Raw genomic sequence first — 18,765 nt, forward strand, 5'->3', positions numbered from 1 at the left:
TTTCAAAGGTCAACTACTTCGTTCGTCGCTCGTTTTCAATGTCAGCAGCGACTTTTATAATATATCATGTTTCATTCCGTTTCGTCAAGAACTTTTTTTAAATTCTTTTTAGCGACAATTTTTGAAGAAACATTTATTTTCGCCTCTCGAAGGGGCGAGATATAATGTAACATAGAATTAAGTTAGCCGTCAAGCATTTCACGATTATTATTTATTGGCTTTTTTTGTAATAACAAAAAGGGCTTTCGCCCTTTCATGTCTTATGATCAGTCTATTGAATAACGAATGTGCTCACTGCCGTACAACCTGTTTTCTGTCCACCCGGAGGATTCCTTAACAAGTTTACGATATACCAGTTTCCGCAGTACAAGCGGTAACTCGCTGCTAATCGGTTCAAGCGCCGGATGCTGCATCAGCTCCTGAATGGTCCAAGGCAATCGTCTGCTTCTAAAAACCCGTAAAAGGATCGTGCAGCAATCAGCCATTTTTGAAGTCATTGAAAACTCGCATGCGAGCAAAACCAATTCGATCCGTTGAACGAGTGTCTCACTGCTATCCGTAAGCTCCTCATACAACTTACGTACAGGGGTGTTCAAGCCCATAATCTGCTCAAAGACTGCAGTATCCGGATGAATCCCTCTTTCGATCAGCTCGATTTCAGCCCAGTGTTGTAATCCGCCAAGAGTACTAAGATAAGCGTCCATAATCCGGCCATCATTCATATGTACTTTTGCATCAGAATATTTTCTCAAAAAATGAGCAAAACCGACAAATAGCTGCTGCTCCCGAAGTGAGCCGGTAAAGCGCAAAAATTCACTGCGCAAAAGAGCTATTCGCCCATCATGGTCATTAATGATCTCTCCATCCAAAAAGCATTTGAACAAGAAATGATCCCGGCCAGACAGAAGAATATTTTGCAATTGATCCATTCCAACACTCAGCACCTGACATTTCTCGCCGTGCATCATTGTATGCCGAACCGAGGGCTCATCCACTTTTGTTTCATAAATAATAACGATATTAATATCAAAATCATCACGAAATAGCGAACCATTAAATGAATTCCCTGTGTTTCGGTAAGTAATTGCCCCAACAGCATCCCCGTCAACCGAATTGCTATAATAAAAAGAAAAGTTGGTTAATTCCACGATTCCCTCCATACATTTCTTGGCGAATATTGGTCAATTCAGTTATAATGTAATTCTACATGCCTTTGTAAGTTCCTTCTTTTATTAAATAACTATTTGAATGACGGGAGCACTTATTCATGATCTTTAAAACTGCAAAGATTAACGCTTTTCGTACCTGGGGTTTATTGCTGACTATGGCCGGCATGGGTCTTATGGTACTAGGTACAGCCGGTATCGTCTTTTGGGGACAAGCAGGAAAAGTCGTAGCAGGCATAGGTCTCGTGCTTGGTCTGATTACGATGATGGGCAGTTTAGGTATTTACTTCTGGGCAGGCATGCTGTCCACAAGCGCCATACAAATTCAGTGTCCTGAATGCTCCAAACAAACCAAAATGCTCGGAAAAACCGACCGCTGCATGTTTTGTAAAACGATTCTTACATTAGATCCTAATGCGGCCAATGTAACAGCTGAAGAGCTTGAAGCACAGCAGGCAGCAGCCAATTCTTCAACGACAACTAATTTGTAGGTAACTGAACCGCAGTCCAGTCATCATAATTCTGTACAAAAATTTAATGATCCATCCGCTTTTACGGCGATTATTAAAATGCATGAAAAAAGGACCAGCCCCCCAAGGGCCGGTCCTTTGTCCTCTTCATATACTTACTTATAATATCTAGTTATGAATCCCTTTTAATACTTCCCAGGCTTCCGGCACTGCAAGACTCCGGTTCCACGAGGCTATCCCCCCTAATTGGAGCGATTGTGCCATCTCAACCCGAGCTTGGAGCGATGTTTCATCCTCTATCCAGATTTTATTCAGCGTATTATCTTCTTTAAACTCTGCATAATTCTGTCCGGCTGCTTCATCAAATCGACTGACAAGCTTTTTCTCCGCGATCAGCTTTCGCACGTAATCCATGCCAAATGCTTTAGAAGATACCTTCCCCCCGCCATTCTCACCTTGCTCTGTCCATACACGGGTATATAGGGGCACACCGAGAATTAACTTAGAAGCCGGAACATCATCCTCATCCATTATCCGTCTCATTGTTTTCTCAGACCAGGATAATGAAGATACCGAGCCCGCTTTTGGACTCGAAGCCCAATGCTCGTCATATGACATAACAATCATATAATCTACAGCCAGAGCCAGCTCACGGCGATCAAGGAAAGCTGACCACATTTCGCTGTTCGACTTTGGTGTGACATCAATTGAAATAATAAGGCCCTTAGCCTGAGCAAGAGGCTTCAACTCTCTCATAAACTGAACAAGATTGTCTTTATCTTTGGTATAAACGTTCTCGAAGTCAATATTGATTCCATCCAGCTTGTACTTCTCGGCATAATACAGCAGCTGCCCTATAACACGGGATCTCGTATCAAATGTGGATAGGAATGATGTCGTTATATCCGGATTAAAGCTGTTGCTGAGCAAACCCCATACTTCCATTTCTTGTCCATGGGCCCACTTCACATAAGCAGGATCTGCCTTGGAATCAACTGTTCCTTCTCCATCCGTAACGCTAAACCATGTAGGACTAACCACATTAACTCCCGGAAGCTTGCCGATGGCTTCAGGATCGGGCTTTCGCGAGTACACGGCTTCCCACACCAAATTCACCGACTTGTTCTTCCAGTCCACCTCAGCGCGTGAGGTTGGGACCGGCAGCTCCTTAATGACTTTCTCACCCTGATCTTTCGTCTGATCCATCTTTACATAGCCTGTAAAGCCGCCATCTGTTTGTGCAAAATACCATCCTTGCTCCTCGCCCCAAACACGAAGCCGCTCCCCTTGAGACATATCCTTCAGAATGGGAGATTTAACGGAAGCACTTTTTCTAAGTGCAACAGTCCCTCCTTGTTTGGAAGGCTTAGCTTCAGCAAACGAAATTCGGTCACCTGCGTTCATCAGAATCACTACTCTTGTTTCCGCATCTTGATGAACTGAGATACCGTAAGTCTTTTTTAATGTGGCTGTAGGAATGTAGATCAATCCATCTATTTGTTCCGGTGCTTGTGCGAAGGTTACGTTCTTGCCATTCCATTTCCCCTGCTTGCTGCCCAGCTCCATTCTTACCACAACCTCAGCGGTTGTAAGAATAACGGATTTCGTTTCTTTTTCATAATGAATATGTGAATCAACGGCCTCCTGCAGTACTGGAAGTGGCAGCTTTAACTTCTCTCCAAAACCGATTGCCGGATAATCCATCATCGTACCTTTTACGAATATCGGTTGTTTCATGCCTCGCCACTCCGGCTCTGTATGTGTCGTATTCGGAAGCAAGTCCATAACCACCCACCAAACCCCTGCGGTGATTAGAACAACTCCAAGAAACAAAGACATTCGTCCATTACGCCGTTTTCTGCGTCGCCTGTATCCCCTTGCCAAGATACTCCCCCCTAAAAAAATAAAAACGTGTGGAATCTGTTATTCCGCACGTTTAATAAGACCAGATATTTATTTGCAGGACTTGCAGACCCCATATAGTTCCATTCTAAGCCCTTTAACCTGAAATCCCGTGCTTTCCTCAGCTTGATGTTCGACATCTGCCAATGAAGGGTAACTAAAGTCCTCAATTTTGCCGCATTTTTCACATATCACATGATAGTGATCTGAAACATTGGCATCAAACCGGCTGGAGTTATCGCCATAGGTAAGTTCACGTACCATTCCCGCTTCGATAAACATTTTCAAATTGTTATATACAGTTGCTACACTCATACTTGGAAATTTTGGTTCCAGTGCGCGATATATATCATCAGCAGTCGGATGACCCATCGATTCTACCAAATAGGCTAAAATCGCGTGACGTTGCGGCGTAATTCGGACACCAGTTGTTTTCAGTTGTTCCAGTGCATGCTGCACGGATGTTCCCATGTATGTCCACCGCCTTTATAGAATCAAGATTGTATGATAATGCTGCTGTGCAGCATTTATTTTTTCATTGTACGGCCATCTCCTGAATTTTGTCAATGTGGAAGAGGGGTTTGGTTATGATCAGATTGAACGCCTTCGTACTTAGGATAGCTCTTGTATATATTAAGATCACTGTTCCCTTCGACTTTAAGGTTGTACTTGCCGCTGCCCTCTAATCCCTTAATTGTCTTCTGGTCAACTGTAAAGTACGGGATCTCTGTTTGGATGCTTCCATAGCTAATGGCGCCTTCAAATGTATAATCCCCTCCATCCGGAATATGAATGTTCATCTCCCCGACACCGCTGTATACATTCCAATCACCGCCAACGCTTCCCGTTCGAATATCAATACTTCCATTCAACGATTCAACATTCAGCTTTTTCTCAGCATCATACACCTTAATATTCCCGTTTCTGGTCTTGGCATCAATCTCTTCTGAAAATCTTTTAATGAGAATATTACCCACTTGTGTGGAAAATACACCTTTTCCCGTACCGTCAAAAGCCTTAACATTCCCACGGTTTGTGGTCAGCTTCACATCACCCGTTACATTTCGGACATTAAGGTCTCCGTTTAATGTTTTGCCCGAGATATCTCCAGACACCCGGCTTAATGTAATAGGGCCATTACCGCTCTCCAGCGATATATCGCTTATTGCATGAACATTCAACAATTTCAGGGCACCGTTCATCGTCCGAATCTCCATATTAAACCGCCGATCATCAGGAATCGCAATGCTCAGGTTCATTCGGGGTAGTCTTTTGCCGGATTGACCATAAGCCTTTCCTTTAGCACGGATGACAATAGTGCTGCCTTCATCAGCTTCAACCGTCGATTGTTCCGCAATGCCTTCGGCCACTCCCTTTTCCTCCTGATCCACCCATACTTTAGTGTTTACGATGATATGGTCAATATCTGATCTATAAAGTGTAATATCTCCGTTCAAGTGATCAACTATAATTTTCCCCGTGTTCAGGGACACCGGTATTTCTAGTGGCCGAAGCTTAAAACTGTTACCTGCAGCTTCACTGTAATCGACTGCGGCTGCCGTCAGATTAAGGCTAACCCTGTTCCACAGATGCAGGAAATGCTCCTGCTGAGTCACCACAAACACAGACGAAGCCAAACATACCGAAAATAATATTCCTTTGAAATCTACACGGAAACGAAGATCCTTTTGCCGTCCTCGAAGAAGAGATATTGTAAACCGCAGCAAGTACTCAATCCCCCAAATGACGAATAGAGCCGGCCACCACTTCAGGAGCAGAAAAATATGATCCGTACCATTCAATTCATCTATTAATAAAAGAAATCCTGTCGTCATGAGCAAAATGGCTGCAGCATATCGTCCAATTCTAATTTTGTACTTCATTCGTCTTCACCTTCTCGTCGTGCAGCCTGTCTGCGGTTATGATTTCGATTTCGTATGAATTCCCGGATGATGACGATTATACTGCCCGCAATAAGTACAACGGCAGAAATCTTTGCACCGTAATCACGTATTCCGACTTGCAGCCAGTGGGGTCTTTGGTGAAACAGAATAAGAAGTACACCGCCTCCAACAAGCATGAGGCCAAACGAAAGCCACCCTTCTCCATGAAATGGACCTGCCTTCCCATAACCTGTGCTATGAGGCTTACCGGATAAAGCTCCGTCTTCCCCCCGCCGGCGTCTCGATAATATATAGTCCGCAGCCTGCAGCACCTCAAATACGTTATAAAAATATCCGAGCGGAATTAGGAGCCCCAGAATGATCAGTAAAGGAACATTGATCTGCATACCAATTGAAGAAAAGTATAATAGTGCGGATATATCCAGCAGCATCAGCATGATAAAAAATATTCCTCTGCGATAAAGTCCTAAATAAATATGACCCATTCCCGGAAAGAGAGCTGCCAATAAAAGCGCAGGAATCTTGCGCCTTCTTCTGAGCAGCCCCAGGTGCTTGTACGGGTTCAGGCTTCTCCTCCGCTTCGTCTTCTGCAGCGGCGCTTGATGTTCAGGTATACTCATATGATCTTCTCCTTACTGTCTTTAGCACTTGCTCTTCTTCTGATACTACCCTAACCAGAAGGAGCAGTAACAGTAAATTAAAAACGCCACTAGCCTTGATCATTCAAGGAGTGGCGTTATTGCGGTATTTATTCAGCGCTAACCATCGTCACTCCACCCATTTCACGGACTCGTGTCGCCAGTTCAACAGGATTGAACTTTCGATTCGACAGCACTTGCAACGATATTTCAACTCCTGGAATAGCCGGTTGAAGTTCACCGTACGGGATAACGCTTCTTTCGTTAACAATTAATTTTCGTATAACGCAGCCTTCATCCTTAAGCATTGCCGAAATACCGTCAAGCAGGCCTGGTGCATTACTGGCATGAATCGTAATCAAATGAAGCTTGCTTCCCCGGATATACCGCTCCTCCAGTTTATTGAATACAACCAGATTCATCAGTATAAGCAATGTAGACACGATGGCAGGAAAATAAAATCCGGCACCAATAGCAAGCCCTACAGCACCGACTACCCAAATGGACGCTGCAGTGGTAAGCCCCGTAATAGATTTACCAGTAAACAGAATCGTTCCAGCACCCAGGAACCCGATTCCTGTAATGACGGCTGTTGCAAGACGTGCAGGGTCAACCCGCACATTTACTTCAGCTACAAAATCCGAAAAACCGTAAATAGAAAGGAGCATAATTAGAGTCGAGCCTAAACATACTAAAATATGAGTTCTTAGTCCTGCCGCATGATTGGACCGCTCACGCTCCCAGCCAATGAGCCCCCCCAAAAGCATGGAAAGGAGCAATCGCAACAGGATATTTAAATTGTCAATCACCCAGGGATTATTCAATCTAATTCCTCCTCTCTACCGTGATCATTTATCTAGCATTTCTTTACGCCATCACAGGTAAGATGAAACTCAGTAAGCTCTGTCCCTGGTGCTACTTCATAGGCTTCCACAGGTTTAAAACCAAATTTCTTATAGAGCGTAACAGCCGGGACGTTCTTGGTCCCCGTAGATACGATAAAGAGCCGGGAGCTTGAATGCGTTTCCAGAACGTACTGGATAAGGTTTGCAGCAACTCCCTTTCGAAAATGGCCCGGATGAACCATCATTCTTGAAATGGTCACCTGGTTCTCTTCCGGCTCTACAGCAATTACCCCGACGAGTTCTCCATCCTCGCTTATCTCTCCATAAAAAGTTTCACCGCATGTAGAAATCGTTTCAAACGTGTCCATAAGGGGAGGCAGTTCCTTTAAGCCAATCAGCTGGGCCTCAATGGGATACGCCATATGCTGAAGCGCCCATATTTGTTGTACCGTATCACGAACGTCCAAGGATAAAGAACAAATCATTTCGTTAAACCTCCTGCATGACTAACTTTCTGCGCAGCAACATTACTATATATATAATCACAATGGACCTTAATAATAACGGGAAGACGATATTTAGAAAAAGAACTTGCCTGATATTACAGACAAGCTCTTATTCTTCATATCATAATAATTAGCTGCTCAGCACCTCGACCAGCAATTTATTAACAAGCGCCGGATTGGCCTTCCCTTTGCTCTCCTTCATAACCTGGCCAACCAGGAAACCAATGGCTTTCTGTTTCCCGGCTTTATAATCTTCAACCGATTGCGGATTAGCAGCGACCACTTGTTCAACAATCGCTTTGATCGCACCTTCATCGCTAATCTGTACGAGCCCTTGCTCCTCAACAATAGCTTGAGGAAGCTTACCGGATTCCAGCATCGCTTTAAAGACGGTCTTCGCAATCTTGCTGCTGATCGTCCCTTTCTCAATGAGGCCGATCATTTCGCCGAGGCCTTGTCCGGTGATCTTCACCTGGGAGAGCTCAAGATTATTCGCATTCATATAGCCCATAAGATCACCCATAATCCAGTTGGAAACGGACTTGGCATCCTTGGTGAAGTTAAGACTGTCCTCGAATAGATCAGCCAGAGGCTTCGATGAAGTAATAACAGCCGCATCGTAATCCGGCAGGCCATATTCCGAAGTATACCGGGCTTTCCTTGCATCCGGCAGCTCTGGAATCGTGGAGCGGATGGATTCCTTCCACTCATCACTAATTCGCACAGTCACGAGGTCCGGGTCCGGGAAGTAACGATAATCATGTGCCTGTTCCTTACCGCGCATGGAAAGTGTCTTGCCTTGCGCCTCGTCCCAGCGTCGTGTTTCCTGAACGATCACTCCGCCTTCGTCAAGTAATTCAGCCTGGCGGTATTCTTCATATTCCAGACCGCGCTGAACACCGCGGAATGAGTTCATATTCTTGAGCTCAGCCTTCGTTCCAAGCTCCTTCTGTCCCCATGGGCGAAGACTGATGTTGGCATCACATCTCAGTGAGCCCTCTTCCATCTTCACGTCAGATACGTCGCAGTACTGCATGATCGCACGCATCTTTTCCAAATAGGCTTTGGCTTCTTCAGGAGAAGAAATCTCCGGTTCGGAAACGATCTCTACAAGCGGAGTACCTACTCGGTTGAAGTCAACAAGAGAGGCATGTCCCCCATCCACATGCGTCAGTTTCCCGGCATCCTCTTCCAAGTGGAGACGAGTGATACCAATTCGTTTGGTCTTGCCATCCACTTCGATATCAATCCAGCCGTTCAAGCCGATGGGCTGATCATATTGCGAAATTTGGTAAGCCTTCGGTGAATCCGGATAGAAGTAATTCTTACGGTCAAACTTGCTTACGTCTCCAATAGTACAGTTTAGGGCCATGGCAGCCTTGATGGCATATTCTACAGCCTGGCGGTTCAGAACCGGCAGTACGCCGGGATGTCCCAGACAGATCGGACAAGTATGTGTATTGGCCGGGGCGCCGAATTCCGTGGAGCATCCGCAAAATATTTTGGAATTCGTATGCAGTTCAACGTGAACCTCTAGCCCGATGACCGTTTCATATTTCGATGTAGACATGTCTTCTTTTCCCTCCTTCTCTGCCGGGCACTTTACAGCGCTGGCCGCTGTTTGTGGTGTTCTGTATTTTGTTCGAATGCGTGAGCAACACGCAGTACGGTCGACTCGTCAAAGGCTTTGCCGATAACCTGCATACCTACAGGCATTCCTCCCGCGAAACCACACGGCACACTAATCGCAGGCACGCCTGCAAGGCTGACCGGAATCGTCAAGATATCATTCAAATACATCGTCAGCGGATCATCAACCTGTGTTCCAAGCTTGAAGGCGGTCGTCGGTGCTGTCGGTCCAATGATCACATCATATTGCTCAAACACTTGGTCGAAATCCTGTTTAATTAGCGTACGTACCTTCTGAGCTTTCAAATAATAAGCATCATAGTAGCCTGAGCTAAGTGCATAGGTTCCAAGCATGATGCGGCGTTTCACTTCATCGCCAAAGCCTTGGCTCCGGGATTCATGATACAAATCCAGCAAGTTGCCGGTTTCGACACGTTGTCCATAGCGAACCCCGTCAAAACGAGCCAGGTTCGAAGATGCCTCTGACGAAGCCAGCAAGTAATATGTAGCCACGGCATATTCTGTATGCGGCAAGGATACCTCTTCCCAAACTGCGCCCAGGCCTTCAAGCACTTTCAAGGCGTTCATTACACTTTCCTTCACTTCAGCGTCTACGCCTTCACCCAAATATTCTTTAGGTACTGCAATGCGTAATCCGGAAATATCTCCGCTCAGCGCACCGGCATAGTCAGGAATATTAACTTTTGCCGAGGTGGAGTCCATAGGGTCATACCCCGCAATTGCCTGCAGAACATAAGCGGAATCCTCAACATTCTTGGTCAATGGCCCGATCTGGTCGAGCGAGGATGCAAAAGCGACCAGGCCAAAGCGGGAAACAAGGCCATAGGTTGGCTTCAGGCCGACAACGCCGCAATAGGAAGCTGGCTGGCGGATGGAACCGCCTGTGTCTGAACCAAGGGTGAAGTATGCTTCTCCAGCAGCAACAGCTGCTGCCGATCCACCGCTTGATCCTCCTGGCACACGCTCCAGATTCCATGGATTACGAACCGGATAAAAGCTGGAATTCTCGTTCGATCCACCCATAGCGAATTCATCCATATTCAGCTTACCAAGTGTTACAGTGTCTGCCGCACGCAATTTAGACATTACGGTAGCATCATAAACCGGATTAAAGTTCGACAAGAACTGACTGGCGCAAGTCGTACGAAGTCCTTCAGTTACGATATTATCTTTAATACCGACAGGCAATCCGAACAGAAGGCCGCGGGCTTCACCCGTAACCAGCTTATCATCAAGCCGCTTCGCTTCGCTGCGAGCTCCATCCTCATTCAGCGTGATATATGCCTTTACTCGATCTTCCCGTTCCTGAATACTCTGGAATGCCTGATCAACCAGATCGGTGACCGACAATTCTTTCTCCTGGAGCTTGTTATGTATCTCAGCTAACTTATAATCAAACAGACTCAAGACTGTTTCCTCCCTTCCGTTTCTTCTATTCCAGTACCGCCGGTACTTTGAACTGTCCATCTTCTTCGTCCGGTGCATTAAGCAGTACCTTATCAATCGGCAGGCTCTCACGCACCTCGTCCTCACGCATTACATTGCTAAGATGAAGGACGTGGGTTGTTGGTTGTACACCTTCGGTGTTAAGTTCGTTCAGCTTCTCGGCATATTGTAAAATCGCGTTCAGTTGGCCAGTGAACATCTGCTCTTCTTCCGCAGTCAAATTCAGACGGGCTAGCTTGGCCACATGCTGAACGTCTTTCGCTGTAATGGTCATGAAATTCACTCCTCTTCGTTCCCCTTACATATTAAAGGGATAAAGTCTCTCGGATAACTTTTCTCATTATATTGTAGAAACATGGACAATTCAATCATAAGGGATTGCAAAAAAGAGCCGGCCTTAGGCCGACTCTTAAACTTAAATCCAAGCTCGAAGATTCACTTGTTTGATGAAGTCAGCCTGAGACAGTGTTTCCTTTGGCTCCTCTTCCTCTCCGGCGGATTCCGCTTCCCCGTTCATCAATTGATGAAATAACTTTTCATTATATGTCGACAGGGCAAAATCGATAAGCGCTTCGCGCTCAACCCGCTCCGCTTCCTGCTTCAACACAACAGATTCCAGTTCAATATCACCCGCTGGAACAAAAAAATTACGGTTTAGAGCTGGAACTCGAATGACGTAATCAAACGCGTTGTCCGGATTTCGATCATATGCAATTACATAAGCATACTGACCGAACGGAAGATTCTGCTCAAAGGTATCTTCGATGATTGTAACCTTTTCCCCTAAACGCAGCATCGTCTACCTCCTGAGATGTCTTTCTTTTATCTCAATAGTCTACTAAAAAGTAATAGAGATGTCCATGCCGTTCATTTAAATAAAAGTTAATCCTTCATATTATCTATGATTGTAAGGATAACGGCCGTTCTCTTAACAAAAGGGCTGCCGAGCTAACTGATAGAATAATGATGATTACAGCTGCACCTGCCGGACTCCATGTCCCCACTTCATTTCCCATCAGCCATTGTGAAGCAAGACTGCCGAGTCTTCCAGGATTCCACAACATCGTTGAAGAAAAAAGACCGGATATCAGCGAGAGGGCAGCCGCAGCGCCCAAGCTGATAAATGCCGCCGCAGGTCCTTTGAGCACCGCACCAAGCGGAAGTACAAGCGTTACAATCCAGGCGAGCCAAAGCGTATATATTAAGCCTCCACCTATTAACAGATTCCACTCCACAGGACCGATTAATTGATAGGTATAATACGCAGCTCCGGATAATCCGAGGCCAAAGGAAAGAATAAGCAGTGTCATCATCGCTGCCCATTTGGCAGTGATTAAAGACAAAGTGGAGACAGAGCGGGAGAGAACCAGTTCGATCGTACCTGTCGCGCGTTCACCGGCCAAAATATTCATGGAGGATAACACCAAAACCAACAGTCCAATTGTATTGTACTGGCTTAATGTGGAGGCGATGACTTCCTCCGGCGTTGGTGTTGTGAACAATGCAGCTGCTTCAGGCGGGACATCCCCTGACATGCTCAAAATCTCCGGCAGATAAAAAGTCATCACCGGCTGCATAATGCCGAGCAGTAAAAATACAACTGGCACCCATATTAATTTATAGCTGCGGCGAGCCTCCAGCATCTCTTTTTGATAATAGACCCATACTCTGTTCACGAATTCACCACCTTCATAAACATATCCTCAAGCGAGGAGGTTCCGGCTTCAAAGCGCAGCAGACCGATGCCTGACTCCGCAATTTCACGAACCAAAACATCCCGGGCACGATTCATATCGCTTACAACCAGCCTGGCACCTTGTGTCCCTATTTCCGATGCTTCTATAAAATCCCGATTGCCCAGACTATGGAGCCAGTTCATCTCCCGTTCTCCGCTCTCCACTTCAATGAACAAAATCGGTTGACGATGCTTCATTCGGAGCTCTGTAAGTGATCCGCTTTCTGCAATACGTCCCTCGACCATCAGAACCATGTCATCACAGATTTCCTCAGCATCATGAAGGACATGTGTGGAAAATAGAATAGTAACGTCTCCCCGAAGCGCCCTCATCAAATCCATCACTTCCCGTCGTCCAATCGGATCGAGCGCTGAAACCGGCTCATCCAGCAGGATCAATTCCGGTTCATGAACGAGAGCCTGAGCTATCCCGAGCCGCTGCTTCATTCCACCGGAATAACCAGATATACGGCGTTTGGCGGCTTGCTGAAGGCCCACCATCTCCAGCACTTCCAGGCTTCGCTCTGCTGCCCTTTGTTTCGAAAGACCTGAAAGCTTGGCACTAAAATTCAAATATTCTATGCCTGACATCCAGCCGTAAAACTTCGGATACTGCGGTAAGTAGCCGATACGGTTTCGCCAGTTGCTTATTGAACCTGCTCCGGACTGTGAATAGATGATCTCCCCTTGTGTGGGTGAAAGGAGTCCTGCCAGCATGCGTAAGGTCGTTGTTTTGCCGGCACCGTTCGGACCAAGGAGTGCAGTACAGCTTCCACGCATTAATTCAAACGATAAACTGTTAACGGGTACAACGCTTCCTATTTTTTTGGTTAAATTCTTAATTCGGAGCAGCTCATCTGTCATGCTTCTCTCCTCCCTGCCACAAAATAAGCAATGCTGCCTACTATATTTAACACCACAATGATGAGCACCCACATCCATTTCGGTCCCCGCACGCTCTCAGTCTCCGCTTTATATAAAGACAACAGTGCAGTTACCATCAGCACGACCTGCAGTGCAATCAAAGGCCAGATGAGACCCCAGTTGATTTCTATATCCATCTCTCACACCTGTCTTTCTTTATATTTTTCATTTTATTAATAAGAGGTACTAGTTTCTTCGATAGTCCCGGCGGATTACAAACAGCCAGTACAGCAGCAAGGGAACCGGCATCGATATGGACCCCCATATTCCCCAAAACCAAGCTGCTTTCCCAAGGTCTCGACTCCTTGCATTCCAGAAAATCCACGCTCCTTGTGTTAGTACAAGAACAAATACTATAATCATCTGCCAAAGAGGGACTGTACTTAAATCGTTCATTGGATGTCCCTCTTTCCTTCGCCTCTAATTCCCTTGTTCAATAGAAGAATAGTGATGCCTGACAGCAAGCTAACTCCATGAATTATCATAAAGGCCACCGGTATCGACAGGGCAGCCATCAAGCCTCCGCCAGCTAAAAACACAGCCACCAAAAGAAAAATCATGAATTCTCTTCTCATCCGGCGGCGGCGATTCTGAGCCGTTCGAACCGCAAGCAGCTCCAGCTGTTCTAAAGTAGGTGAGTTCACTTCTTCGAACATCTGATCCAATCGATCCAGCTGCCGGTTCATTCCTTCGATCCAAAGATCTTCCTCATGATTGGGCTCCTTAGCCATATTCACTCATCTCCTTTTCGTAATTGTTTTATTCCATAAGCTACCCGTGATTTCACAGTACCTGCCGGAATCCCAAGCATACCTCCGATTTCGTCATATCCGTAGCCATAGTAATGCTTGAGTAAAATAGCAATTCGATGCTCGTCTGTTAACCTGGACAATGCTTCTAGCATCTCGTTCCATTCCTCTCCCCGATATTCCACCTGCCATCTCATCGCTCTTGCCGTTCTGCGCTGTTCCTGCTCAAGCCATTCCTTCTCGCGTTTTTTCCTTCTCGCCGTATCGATATAAAGCCTGGTAGCAATCGTAATCATCCATGACGAAAACGAAGAAGCACCGTTATACCGGGATATATTCTCCATGCACCGCACAATCGTATCCTGCACAGTATCCTCGGCAGTCATCGGGTCCATGGTTACTTTAATTAGATATTTATATAAGAAGGAGTAGTGCTTCTTGAACAGCTGCGCCATTGCGGCAGCATCCCCTTGTTGTGCTCTGTGAATTAAATCCTTGTCATCAAGGACCATGATATAACCATCACCTTCTTTCACCCTCACTCTTAATACGTTTAGGTTGATTATTTCGTTCAAAGCCTTCTATATTAATTATCGTTCGCAAGCAATCTTTCTGACAACAAAATAAAAAGAAGCCGTCCTCCGGCAGAAAAATCTGCTTAATGGACGGACAACTCCTTCTAATCAATATAAATCAAATGAATCGATATGTAATGATGATCTGTTATTTATCCCTGAAATTCTGCAGCCTGTTGTGCCAAGGCTGCCTTAATACACTAGTACCGCTAATAAATCGATCCCAGATCACGCCCGGAGCCTTCTTCGTCTCTTTCCATTGATATGATTCACGGTCAGCAGCTTGTTCATAACACATTAATGAATGGTCCAAAAGCGGCAGGTCATCATATTTCACCTACATTTCCCCCTACAATCCGCCAAAATAAAATATGTGAACATAAAAAAAGAACGCAAACCGGGATGGACTCCACAGTCTGCGTGCTTCGCAAGGTTAACAATTAATTAACCGTATTGTATCAATATTGTCTTTATTTGTCCAGCTATTCTCATTTTTTGTCGGTTATGATCTTTATTTTAGTTATTTACTGAAACGTATGGATTATTCTGTTTCTCATACCCGATCGTTGTACGAGGCCCATGTCCCGGATAAACGGTTACCTCATCCGGGAAGGTGTAGAGCGTATTTTGGATAGAATCAATCAGATCACGTTCACGCCCTCCCGTAAGGTCTGTTCGGCCAACCCCCATCCGGAATAACACATCTCCGGAAAACAAATCCTTTCCGCACAAAAAGCTTACGCTGCCGGGAGAGTGACCGGGTGTGTGATATACCGAGAAGGTGTGACCGATCAAATTCAGCTTCTGCCCGGCAGCGAGATCATACTCTGCCGGATTTGTCGTAAGCGGAGGGCTCACCTGAGGCCAGTTCAGGGAACCATTCAGTTTTGGATTGCTGAGCCATTCGCTTTCCAAATCATGCAGATAAACCGGACAGCCTTTAAGCTTTCGAATTTCCTCTACACCGCCCATGTGATCAAAATGAGCATGAGTCAGCAATATTGCTTCAATCTCTAAATTTTCAATCCGCTTAACCAGCGCTCCCGGATTCATTCCCGGATCAATAATGATGGCCTTGCCTTCTTCTGAACCTGTTAAAAGATATGCATTCGTCTGCAGCGGTCCTAAGTTAAATGTTTCAATCTTCAGCATGTCTATTATAACCCTGAGATGAGTTCACGCAGCTCCGATATAACAACTGCGCCAGACTCATTTCCTTTCCCGTAAGCTTGTATTATATCTTGACGAACAAGTGCCAGCTTCTCCTGGTAATCAGGAGCTTCCCGGTCACTGTTCTCTTTTTTGAACTCAATCATATACTTCTGCACATGTGCAGGACGTGGTCCCCACTGGCCAAGCACGTATCCGCCGGTATCGGCAAAAATAACGACTGGTACGGAACGTCCTCCTATTGTCAGAAACTGATCCATGAGATCCAGATGCTGTTCCATAACAAACACCTCGGTCTCCATCCCTGCTGTTTCAAGCGCCCGAAAGACTACCGGCACATTACGAACAACATCTCCGCACCAATCAGCAGCCAGGATAAGTACACGAAGATCATCCCTAAACTGCAGGCTTTCGAAAAATTCACGGTCCTCATTATTGTTCCATTCGAACTGCTCATAATTGGCCTGGAATTCCTCCCTGTTCTTCTCCATGCCATCCATAAACTGCTTAGGAGAAATACCTGAGCCGAGCTTATTAGCTAAATTAATTGCCATGTTTAAGACCAACCTTTCTTGATCGAATCCACTTGATTACAAAGTATATGATCATTAACGCCAGGGCGCCAAGCAAAAAGTCACGGACAAACGGAGCGGCTTTCTCATCAATATGCTCCCATTGGTCGCCAAGCACGAATCCCAAATATAAAAATAAGGCCGTCCAAGGGATTACCGCCAAAGTTGTAAGGAATGTAAACCGCCCAAGGTTCATTTTGGAAATCCCCGCCGGAATGGAGATGGCATGCCGCACAACAGGAACAAACCGAGCCGTAAAGATAACGCCTGTACCGTATTTTTTGAACCAATCCTCGGCATAATCGATGTGCTTCTTCTTAATCAAGATATATTTTCCGTACTTATCCAGAATCGGCCTGCCCCCGTAACGTCCCAACCAGTATACAAAGAGCTGAGCCAGCACTCCCCCGACTGTTCCAAAAAGCATAGCTCCAAAGAAGTTAACCTCACCGATAAAGACCAGATACCCGCCGTAAGCAAGAACGATTTCACTCGGAATAACCTCAACCATCAATCCAAGCATAATGCCAAAGTACCCCAGACTCTGAATCCAATCAAACAATCGTGCGATTATATCATAAACAAGCTCCACGATTTCCCCCTCTTCCCATAACACTTTGGTTCTTTATACCAGCTTATTCTATCACAGCTTCGGACATGCCTTCTAGTCCGCCCAATTGATATGCGGCTTGTGACTTTAGCCCGCTCCTTCACATATGGTGAAGGAAAAGGAGTGAGCACAATATGCATTCAGCATACAATAAGCAGGCCGGCAGACGCCCTCCCTCCCCAAGAGGGATCCGAAGAGCCTGCAGTAAGGAGCTGTACCGTACCTTAAAGCGAATCAAGGTGTATATTTCACCGGAATTAATAAAACAGGGGGAAGAGCTCTACTACCGTAAAGTCATCGGCAACCTGATCTGGATTCATGATAATCACAGTAATAAAAAAGCGCTGTGCGACTGGTGGGAGAAGGAGGTATGCGCTGAGCTTGCAGAGCTGTGGCAGGTACCCGAAAAAACGCTGGCTTCCGCTTTTAGGGATGCCTTTGGCGGTTAATCCAAGAGGACGAGGCTGCTTATATTCTCGGACTGCAGGTCCGTGAGAAGCCTTCTCTTCCGAATCCATTGCCTCAGCTCCCATGCCTCCTGTGCAGCCTGGCGTGTAACCCGGAAATCCCGGTCATTGCCGGCATTTGGCGTTCTTAAGAGCTCATAGACTGCTGAACGATACAGCTCATAGATATCCAGAGCGGAATAGGCTGCGTGCACTGCCGCTCTTTTTCTTCCTTGAGCCCACTGCTTCTTGGCCAAATCAGCCAGTGAAGATGCAGCGTGAGTCTGTTTCCAGGCATTGTGTTTATCCTGAACCAAGCTTATTCTGTACCATGCTGCTGCCTGCATCGAATTTCCGTTCTCCGCTTGCAGCTCGGCAATTTTCCAGGTGAGCTCCGGATGTCCCGGTGAACGGGCCAGGCTATTCAGGAGCAGCGGGACCGCTTCATCAGGAGGGAGCAGTTCAGCCAGCATCAGAGCTGATGCTGCTGAAGAAGGCTGCCAGTGAAGTGCAGATTTTAAAAGCTCCCCCTGCTCATGCCGGTCTGCAGCCTGAATCGAAAGCTCGTAGCTGCGATTCCCCATCCCATAAGAAATCGCGAGCGCTGTCCAAGCTGTAAGACAGATCAACCCTGCGATACCTAAAAAGGAAGACATACGGGATCCTGTAAGCGAAGTGGTTAGAGACTTAGAGAATTTGGGGGATAGCACCAGCTTCCGCTTGGTTTGCTTGGTTTGCTTGGTTTGCTTGGTTTGCTTGGTTTGCTTGGTTTGCTTGGTTTGCTTGGTTTGCATATTCATTTGTCGTATTCGAGCGCTCTGTTCTTCCCCTCCCATTACTGCAAGCCACATCATGAGCAGCCAGACCAAGCCGAAGCTCCAGTCAAAATCGATCAGGCTGTGAAGCGCCAGCACCAAAAAAGGCGGGAGCAGACGGGGACTGCCCGAATAAAGCCTGTACCCGGCTGCAAGCAGCAGGATCAGCGCAAACAACAGGCCTATCCCTCCTGTATTCAGCATCAGATCAATATATCCGCTATGCACTTCGGCACCTACATATGGCTCCGATTGGATTGCCCGGAAGGAAAGGCGCCAGGTATCTCCTCCTTGGCCAAACCATGGAGCCGTCTGAAACAGCTCCCAGGCATCCCTGTACATGAGATGACGCGCATTCGCGGTCTCACTCTGCATAATACGTGATTGTGCCGGGAGCAGAACGGCAACCAGAGCGATGAAACAGCACGCGGCGGCTGTTGCAAAAGCCAACCGCTGCCGAAGGCCCTGGCCTGTCCGCCTGCTGGTCCACTTTCTTCGGCCAGCACCATGGATGCAGCCGAGCCCCGATGCTCCGCTCAAGGCGGCACGGACTCGGTCCGGGCATAGCCCTGCTGCCCGGAACAGCATCAGGCCGGCTGGCACAGCGCCGGCCCAAAGCCCGGCCAGCCACAGCAGGCCGGG

General features: G+C 46.5%; 24 protein-coding genes. 2 read left to right on the forward strand and 22 right to left on the reverse strand.

The window, feature by feature from the left end; translation table 11 throughout:
- Positions 1-266: 266 nt before the first annotated feature.
- Complete coding sequence (locus BN1234_RS14530) at positions 267-1,148, reverse strand: nucleotidyltransferase-like protein (RefSeq protein ID WP_054957388.1); 882 nt, start codon at positions 1,146-1,148, stop codon at positions 267-269.
- A gap of 119 nt (positions 1,149-1,267) precedes the next feature.
- Between BN1234_RS14530 and BN1234_RS14535 the strand changes: the two genes are divergently transcribed.
- Positions 1,268-1,657 (forward strand): YgzB family protein, encoded by a 390-nt coding sequence (locus BN1234_RS14535; protein WP_054957389.1) that lies wholly within the window; start codon positions 1,268-1,270, stop codon positions 1,655-1,657.
- A gap of 147 nt (positions 1,658-1,804) precedes the next feature.
- Here the strand turns inward: BN1234_RS14535 and BN1234_RS14540 are convergent, their stop codons facing one another.
- The 20 genes from BN1234_RS14540 to uptA all read right to left on the reverse strand — a co-directional run bounded on the left by BN1234_RS14540 (position 1,805) and on the right by uptA (position 16,844).
- Positions 1,805-3,520 carry a glycosyl hydrolase family 18 protein gene (locus BN1234_RS14540; RefSeq protein WP_082423222.1) on the reverse strand — a complete coding sequence of 572 codons (1,716 nt, stop codon included), beginning with the start codon at positions 3,518-3,520 and terminating at the stop codon, positions 1,805-1,807.
- A 69-nt stretch (positions 3,521-3,589) separates the two neighbouring features.
- The gene (perR, locus tag BN1234_RS14545; protein WP_054957391.1) at positions 3,590-4,009 is read right to left on the reverse strand and encodes a peroxide-responsive transcriptional repressor PerR; all 420 of its coding nucleotides are present in this window, start codon (positions 4,007-4,009) and stop codon (positions 3,590-3,592) included.
- A gap of 92 nt (positions 4,010-4,101) precedes the next feature.
- Positions 4,102-5,421, reverse strand: coding sequence for a DUF4097 family beta strand repeat-containing protein (locus BN1234_RS14550; protein WP_054957392.1), 1,320 nt, complete (start codon positions 5,419-5,421; stop codon positions 4,102-4,104).
- A complete protein-coding gene (locus BN1234_RS14555) occupies positions 5,418-6,062 on the reverse strand; it encodes a hypothetical protein (RefSeq protein WP_054957393.1) in 645 nt (214 codons plus the stop codon). Before BN1234_RS14555 ends, BN1234_RS14550 begins: the two co-directional genes overlap by 4 nt.
- Positions 6,063-6,190: 128 nt before the next feature.
- Positions 6,191-6,904, reverse strand: a complete 714-nt coding sequence (locus tag BN1234_RS14560) for an MgtC/SapB family protein (protein ID WP_054957394.1) — start codon at positions 6,902-6,904, stop codon at positions 6,191-6,193.
- Positions 6,905-6,936: 32 nt separating this feature from the next.
- Positions 6,937-7,410 (reverse strand): GNAT family N-acetyltransferase, encoded by a 474-nt coding sequence (locus BN1234_RS14565; protein WP_054957395.1) that lies wholly within the window; start codon positions 7,408-7,410, stop codon positions 6,937-6,939.
- Between the two features lie 151 nt (positions 7,411-7,561).
- A complete protein-coding gene (gene gatB, locus BN1234_RS14570; RefSeq protein ID WP_054957396.1) occupies positions 7,562-9,001 on the reverse strand; it encodes an Asp-tRNA(Asn)/Glu-tRNA(Gln) amidotransferase subunit GatB in 1,440 nt (479 codons plus the stop codon).
- A 32-nt stretch (positions 9,002-9,033) separates the two neighbouring features.
- Positions 9,034-10,488: an Asp-tRNA(Asn)/Glu-tRNA(Gln) amidotransferase subunit GatA gene (gene gatA, locus BN1234_RS14575; RefSeq protein WP_054957397.1), complete on the reverse strand. Its 1,455-nt coding sequence runs from the start codon at positions 10,486-10,488 to the stop codon at positions 9,034-9,036.
- A gap of 25 nt (positions 10,489-10,513) precedes the next feature.
- Positions 10,514-10,801 (reverse strand): Asp-tRNA(Asn)/Glu-tRNA(Gln) amidotransferase subunit GatC, encoded by a 288-nt coding sequence (gene gatC / locus BN1234_RS14580; RefSeq protein WP_054957398.1) that lies wholly within the window; start codon positions 10,799-10,801, stop codon positions 10,514-10,516.
- A gap of 141 nt (positions 10,802-10,942) precedes the next feature.
- Positions 10,943-11,323, reverse strand: coding sequence for a hypothetical protein (locus tag BN1234_RS14585; RefSeq protein ID WP_054957399.1), 381 nt, complete (start codon positions 11,321-11,323; stop codon positions 10,943-10,945).
- Between the two features lie 103 nt (positions 11,324-11,426).
- Positions 11,427-12,203, reverse strand: coding sequence for an ABC transporter permease (locus BN1234_RS14590; RefSeq protein ID WP_156337224.1), 777 nt, complete (start codon positions 12,201-12,203; stop codon positions 11,427-11,429).
- Positions 12,200-13,126 (reverse strand): ABC transporter ATP-binding protein, encoded by a 927-nt coding sequence (locus tag BN1234_RS14595; protein WP_054957400.1) that lies wholly within the window; start codon positions 13,124-13,126, stop codon positions 12,200-12,202. The genes BN1234_RS14590 and BN1234_RS14595 overlap by 4 nt, the downstream gene beginning before the upstream one ends.
- Positions 13,123-13,317 carry a PLD nuclease N-terminal domain-containing protein gene (locus BN1234_RS14600; RefSeq protein ID WP_054957409.1) on the reverse strand — a complete coding sequence of 65 codons (195 nt, stop codon included), beginning with the start codon at positions 13,315-13,317 and terminating at the stop codon, positions 13,123-13,125. Before BN1234_RS14600 ends, BN1234_RS14595 begins: the two co-directional genes overlap by 4 nt.
- Before the next feature lie 55 nt (positions 13,318-13,372).
- The gene (locus BN1234_RS14605; protein WP_054957401.1) at positions 13,373-13,582 is read right to left on the reverse strand and encodes a hypothetical protein; all 210 of its coding nucleotides are present in this window, start codon (positions 13,580-13,582) and stop codon (positions 13,373-13,375) included.
- The gene (locus tag BN1234_RS14610; protein ID WP_054957402.1) at positions 13,579-13,917 is read right to left on the reverse strand and encodes a YxlC family protein; all 339 of its coding nucleotides are present in this window, start codon (positions 13,915-13,917) and stop codon (positions 13,579-13,581) included. Before BN1234_RS14610 ends, BN1234_RS14605 begins: the two co-directional genes overlap by 4 nt.
- A 2-nt stretch (positions 13,918-13,919) precedes the next feature.
- A complete protein-coding gene (gene sigY / locus BN1234_RS14615; protein ID WP_054957410.1) occupies positions 13,920-14,447 on the reverse strand; it encodes an RNA polymerase sigma factor SigY in 528 nt (175 codons plus the stop codon).
- Positions 14,448-14,658: 211 nt separating this feature from the next.
- The gene (locus BN1234_RS14620; RefSeq protein ID WP_054957403.1) at positions 14,659-14,847 is read right to left on the reverse strand and encodes a hypothetical protein; all 189 of its coding nucleotides are present in this window, start codon (positions 14,845-14,847) and stop codon (positions 14,659-14,661) included.
- A 179-nt stretch (positions 14,848-15,026) separates the two neighbouring features.
- Positions 15,027-15,662 carry an MBL fold metallo-hydrolase gene (locus BN1234_RS14625; RefSeq protein ID WP_054957404.1) on the reverse strand — a complete coding sequence of 212 codons (636 nt, stop codon included), beginning with the start codon at positions 15,660-15,662 and terminating at the stop codon, positions 15,027-15,029.
- 5 nt (positions 15,663-15,667) lie between these two features.
- Positions 15,668-16,234 carry a thioredoxin family protein gene (locus BN1234_RS14630; RefSeq protein WP_054957405.1) on the reverse strand — a complete coding sequence of 189 codons (567 nt, stop codon included), beginning with the start codon at positions 16,232-16,234 and terminating at the stop codon, positions 15,668-15,670.
- Positions 16,224-16,844 carry an undecaprenyl phosphate transporter UptA gene (uptA, locus tag BN1234_RS14635; RefSeq protein ID WP_054957406.1) on the reverse strand — a complete coding sequence of 207 codons (621 nt, stop codon included), beginning with the start codon at positions 16,842-16,844 and terminating at the stop codon, positions 16,224-16,226. Before uptA ends, BN1234_RS14630 begins: the two co-directional genes overlap by 11 nt.
- A 152-nt stretch (positions 16,845-16,996) precedes the next feature.
- On the opposite strand from uptA, the gene BN1234_RS14640 reads away from it, so the two are divergent.
- Positions 16,997-17,311, forward strand: a complete 315-nt coding sequence (locus BN1234_RS14640) for a hypothetical protein (RefSeq protein WP_054957407.1) — start codon at positions 16,997-16,999, stop codon at positions 17,309-17,311.
- On the opposite strand, the gene BN1234_RS14645 is transcribed toward BN1234_RS14640, so the two are convergent.
- A partial coding sequence (locus BN1234_RS14645) for an O-antigen ligase family protein (RefSeq protein ID WP_170308053.1) occupies positions 17,308-18,765 on the reverse strand: 1,458 nt, incomplete at its 5' end. The genes BN1234_RS14640 and BN1234_RS14645 overlap by 4 nt on opposite strands.

Origin of the sequence: Paenibacillus dakarensis (assembly GCF_001373415.1) — a bacterium.
Lineage (GTDB): Bacteria > Bacillota > Bacilli > Paenibacillales > Paenibacillaceae > Paenibacillus_AQ > Paenibacillus_AQ dakarensis.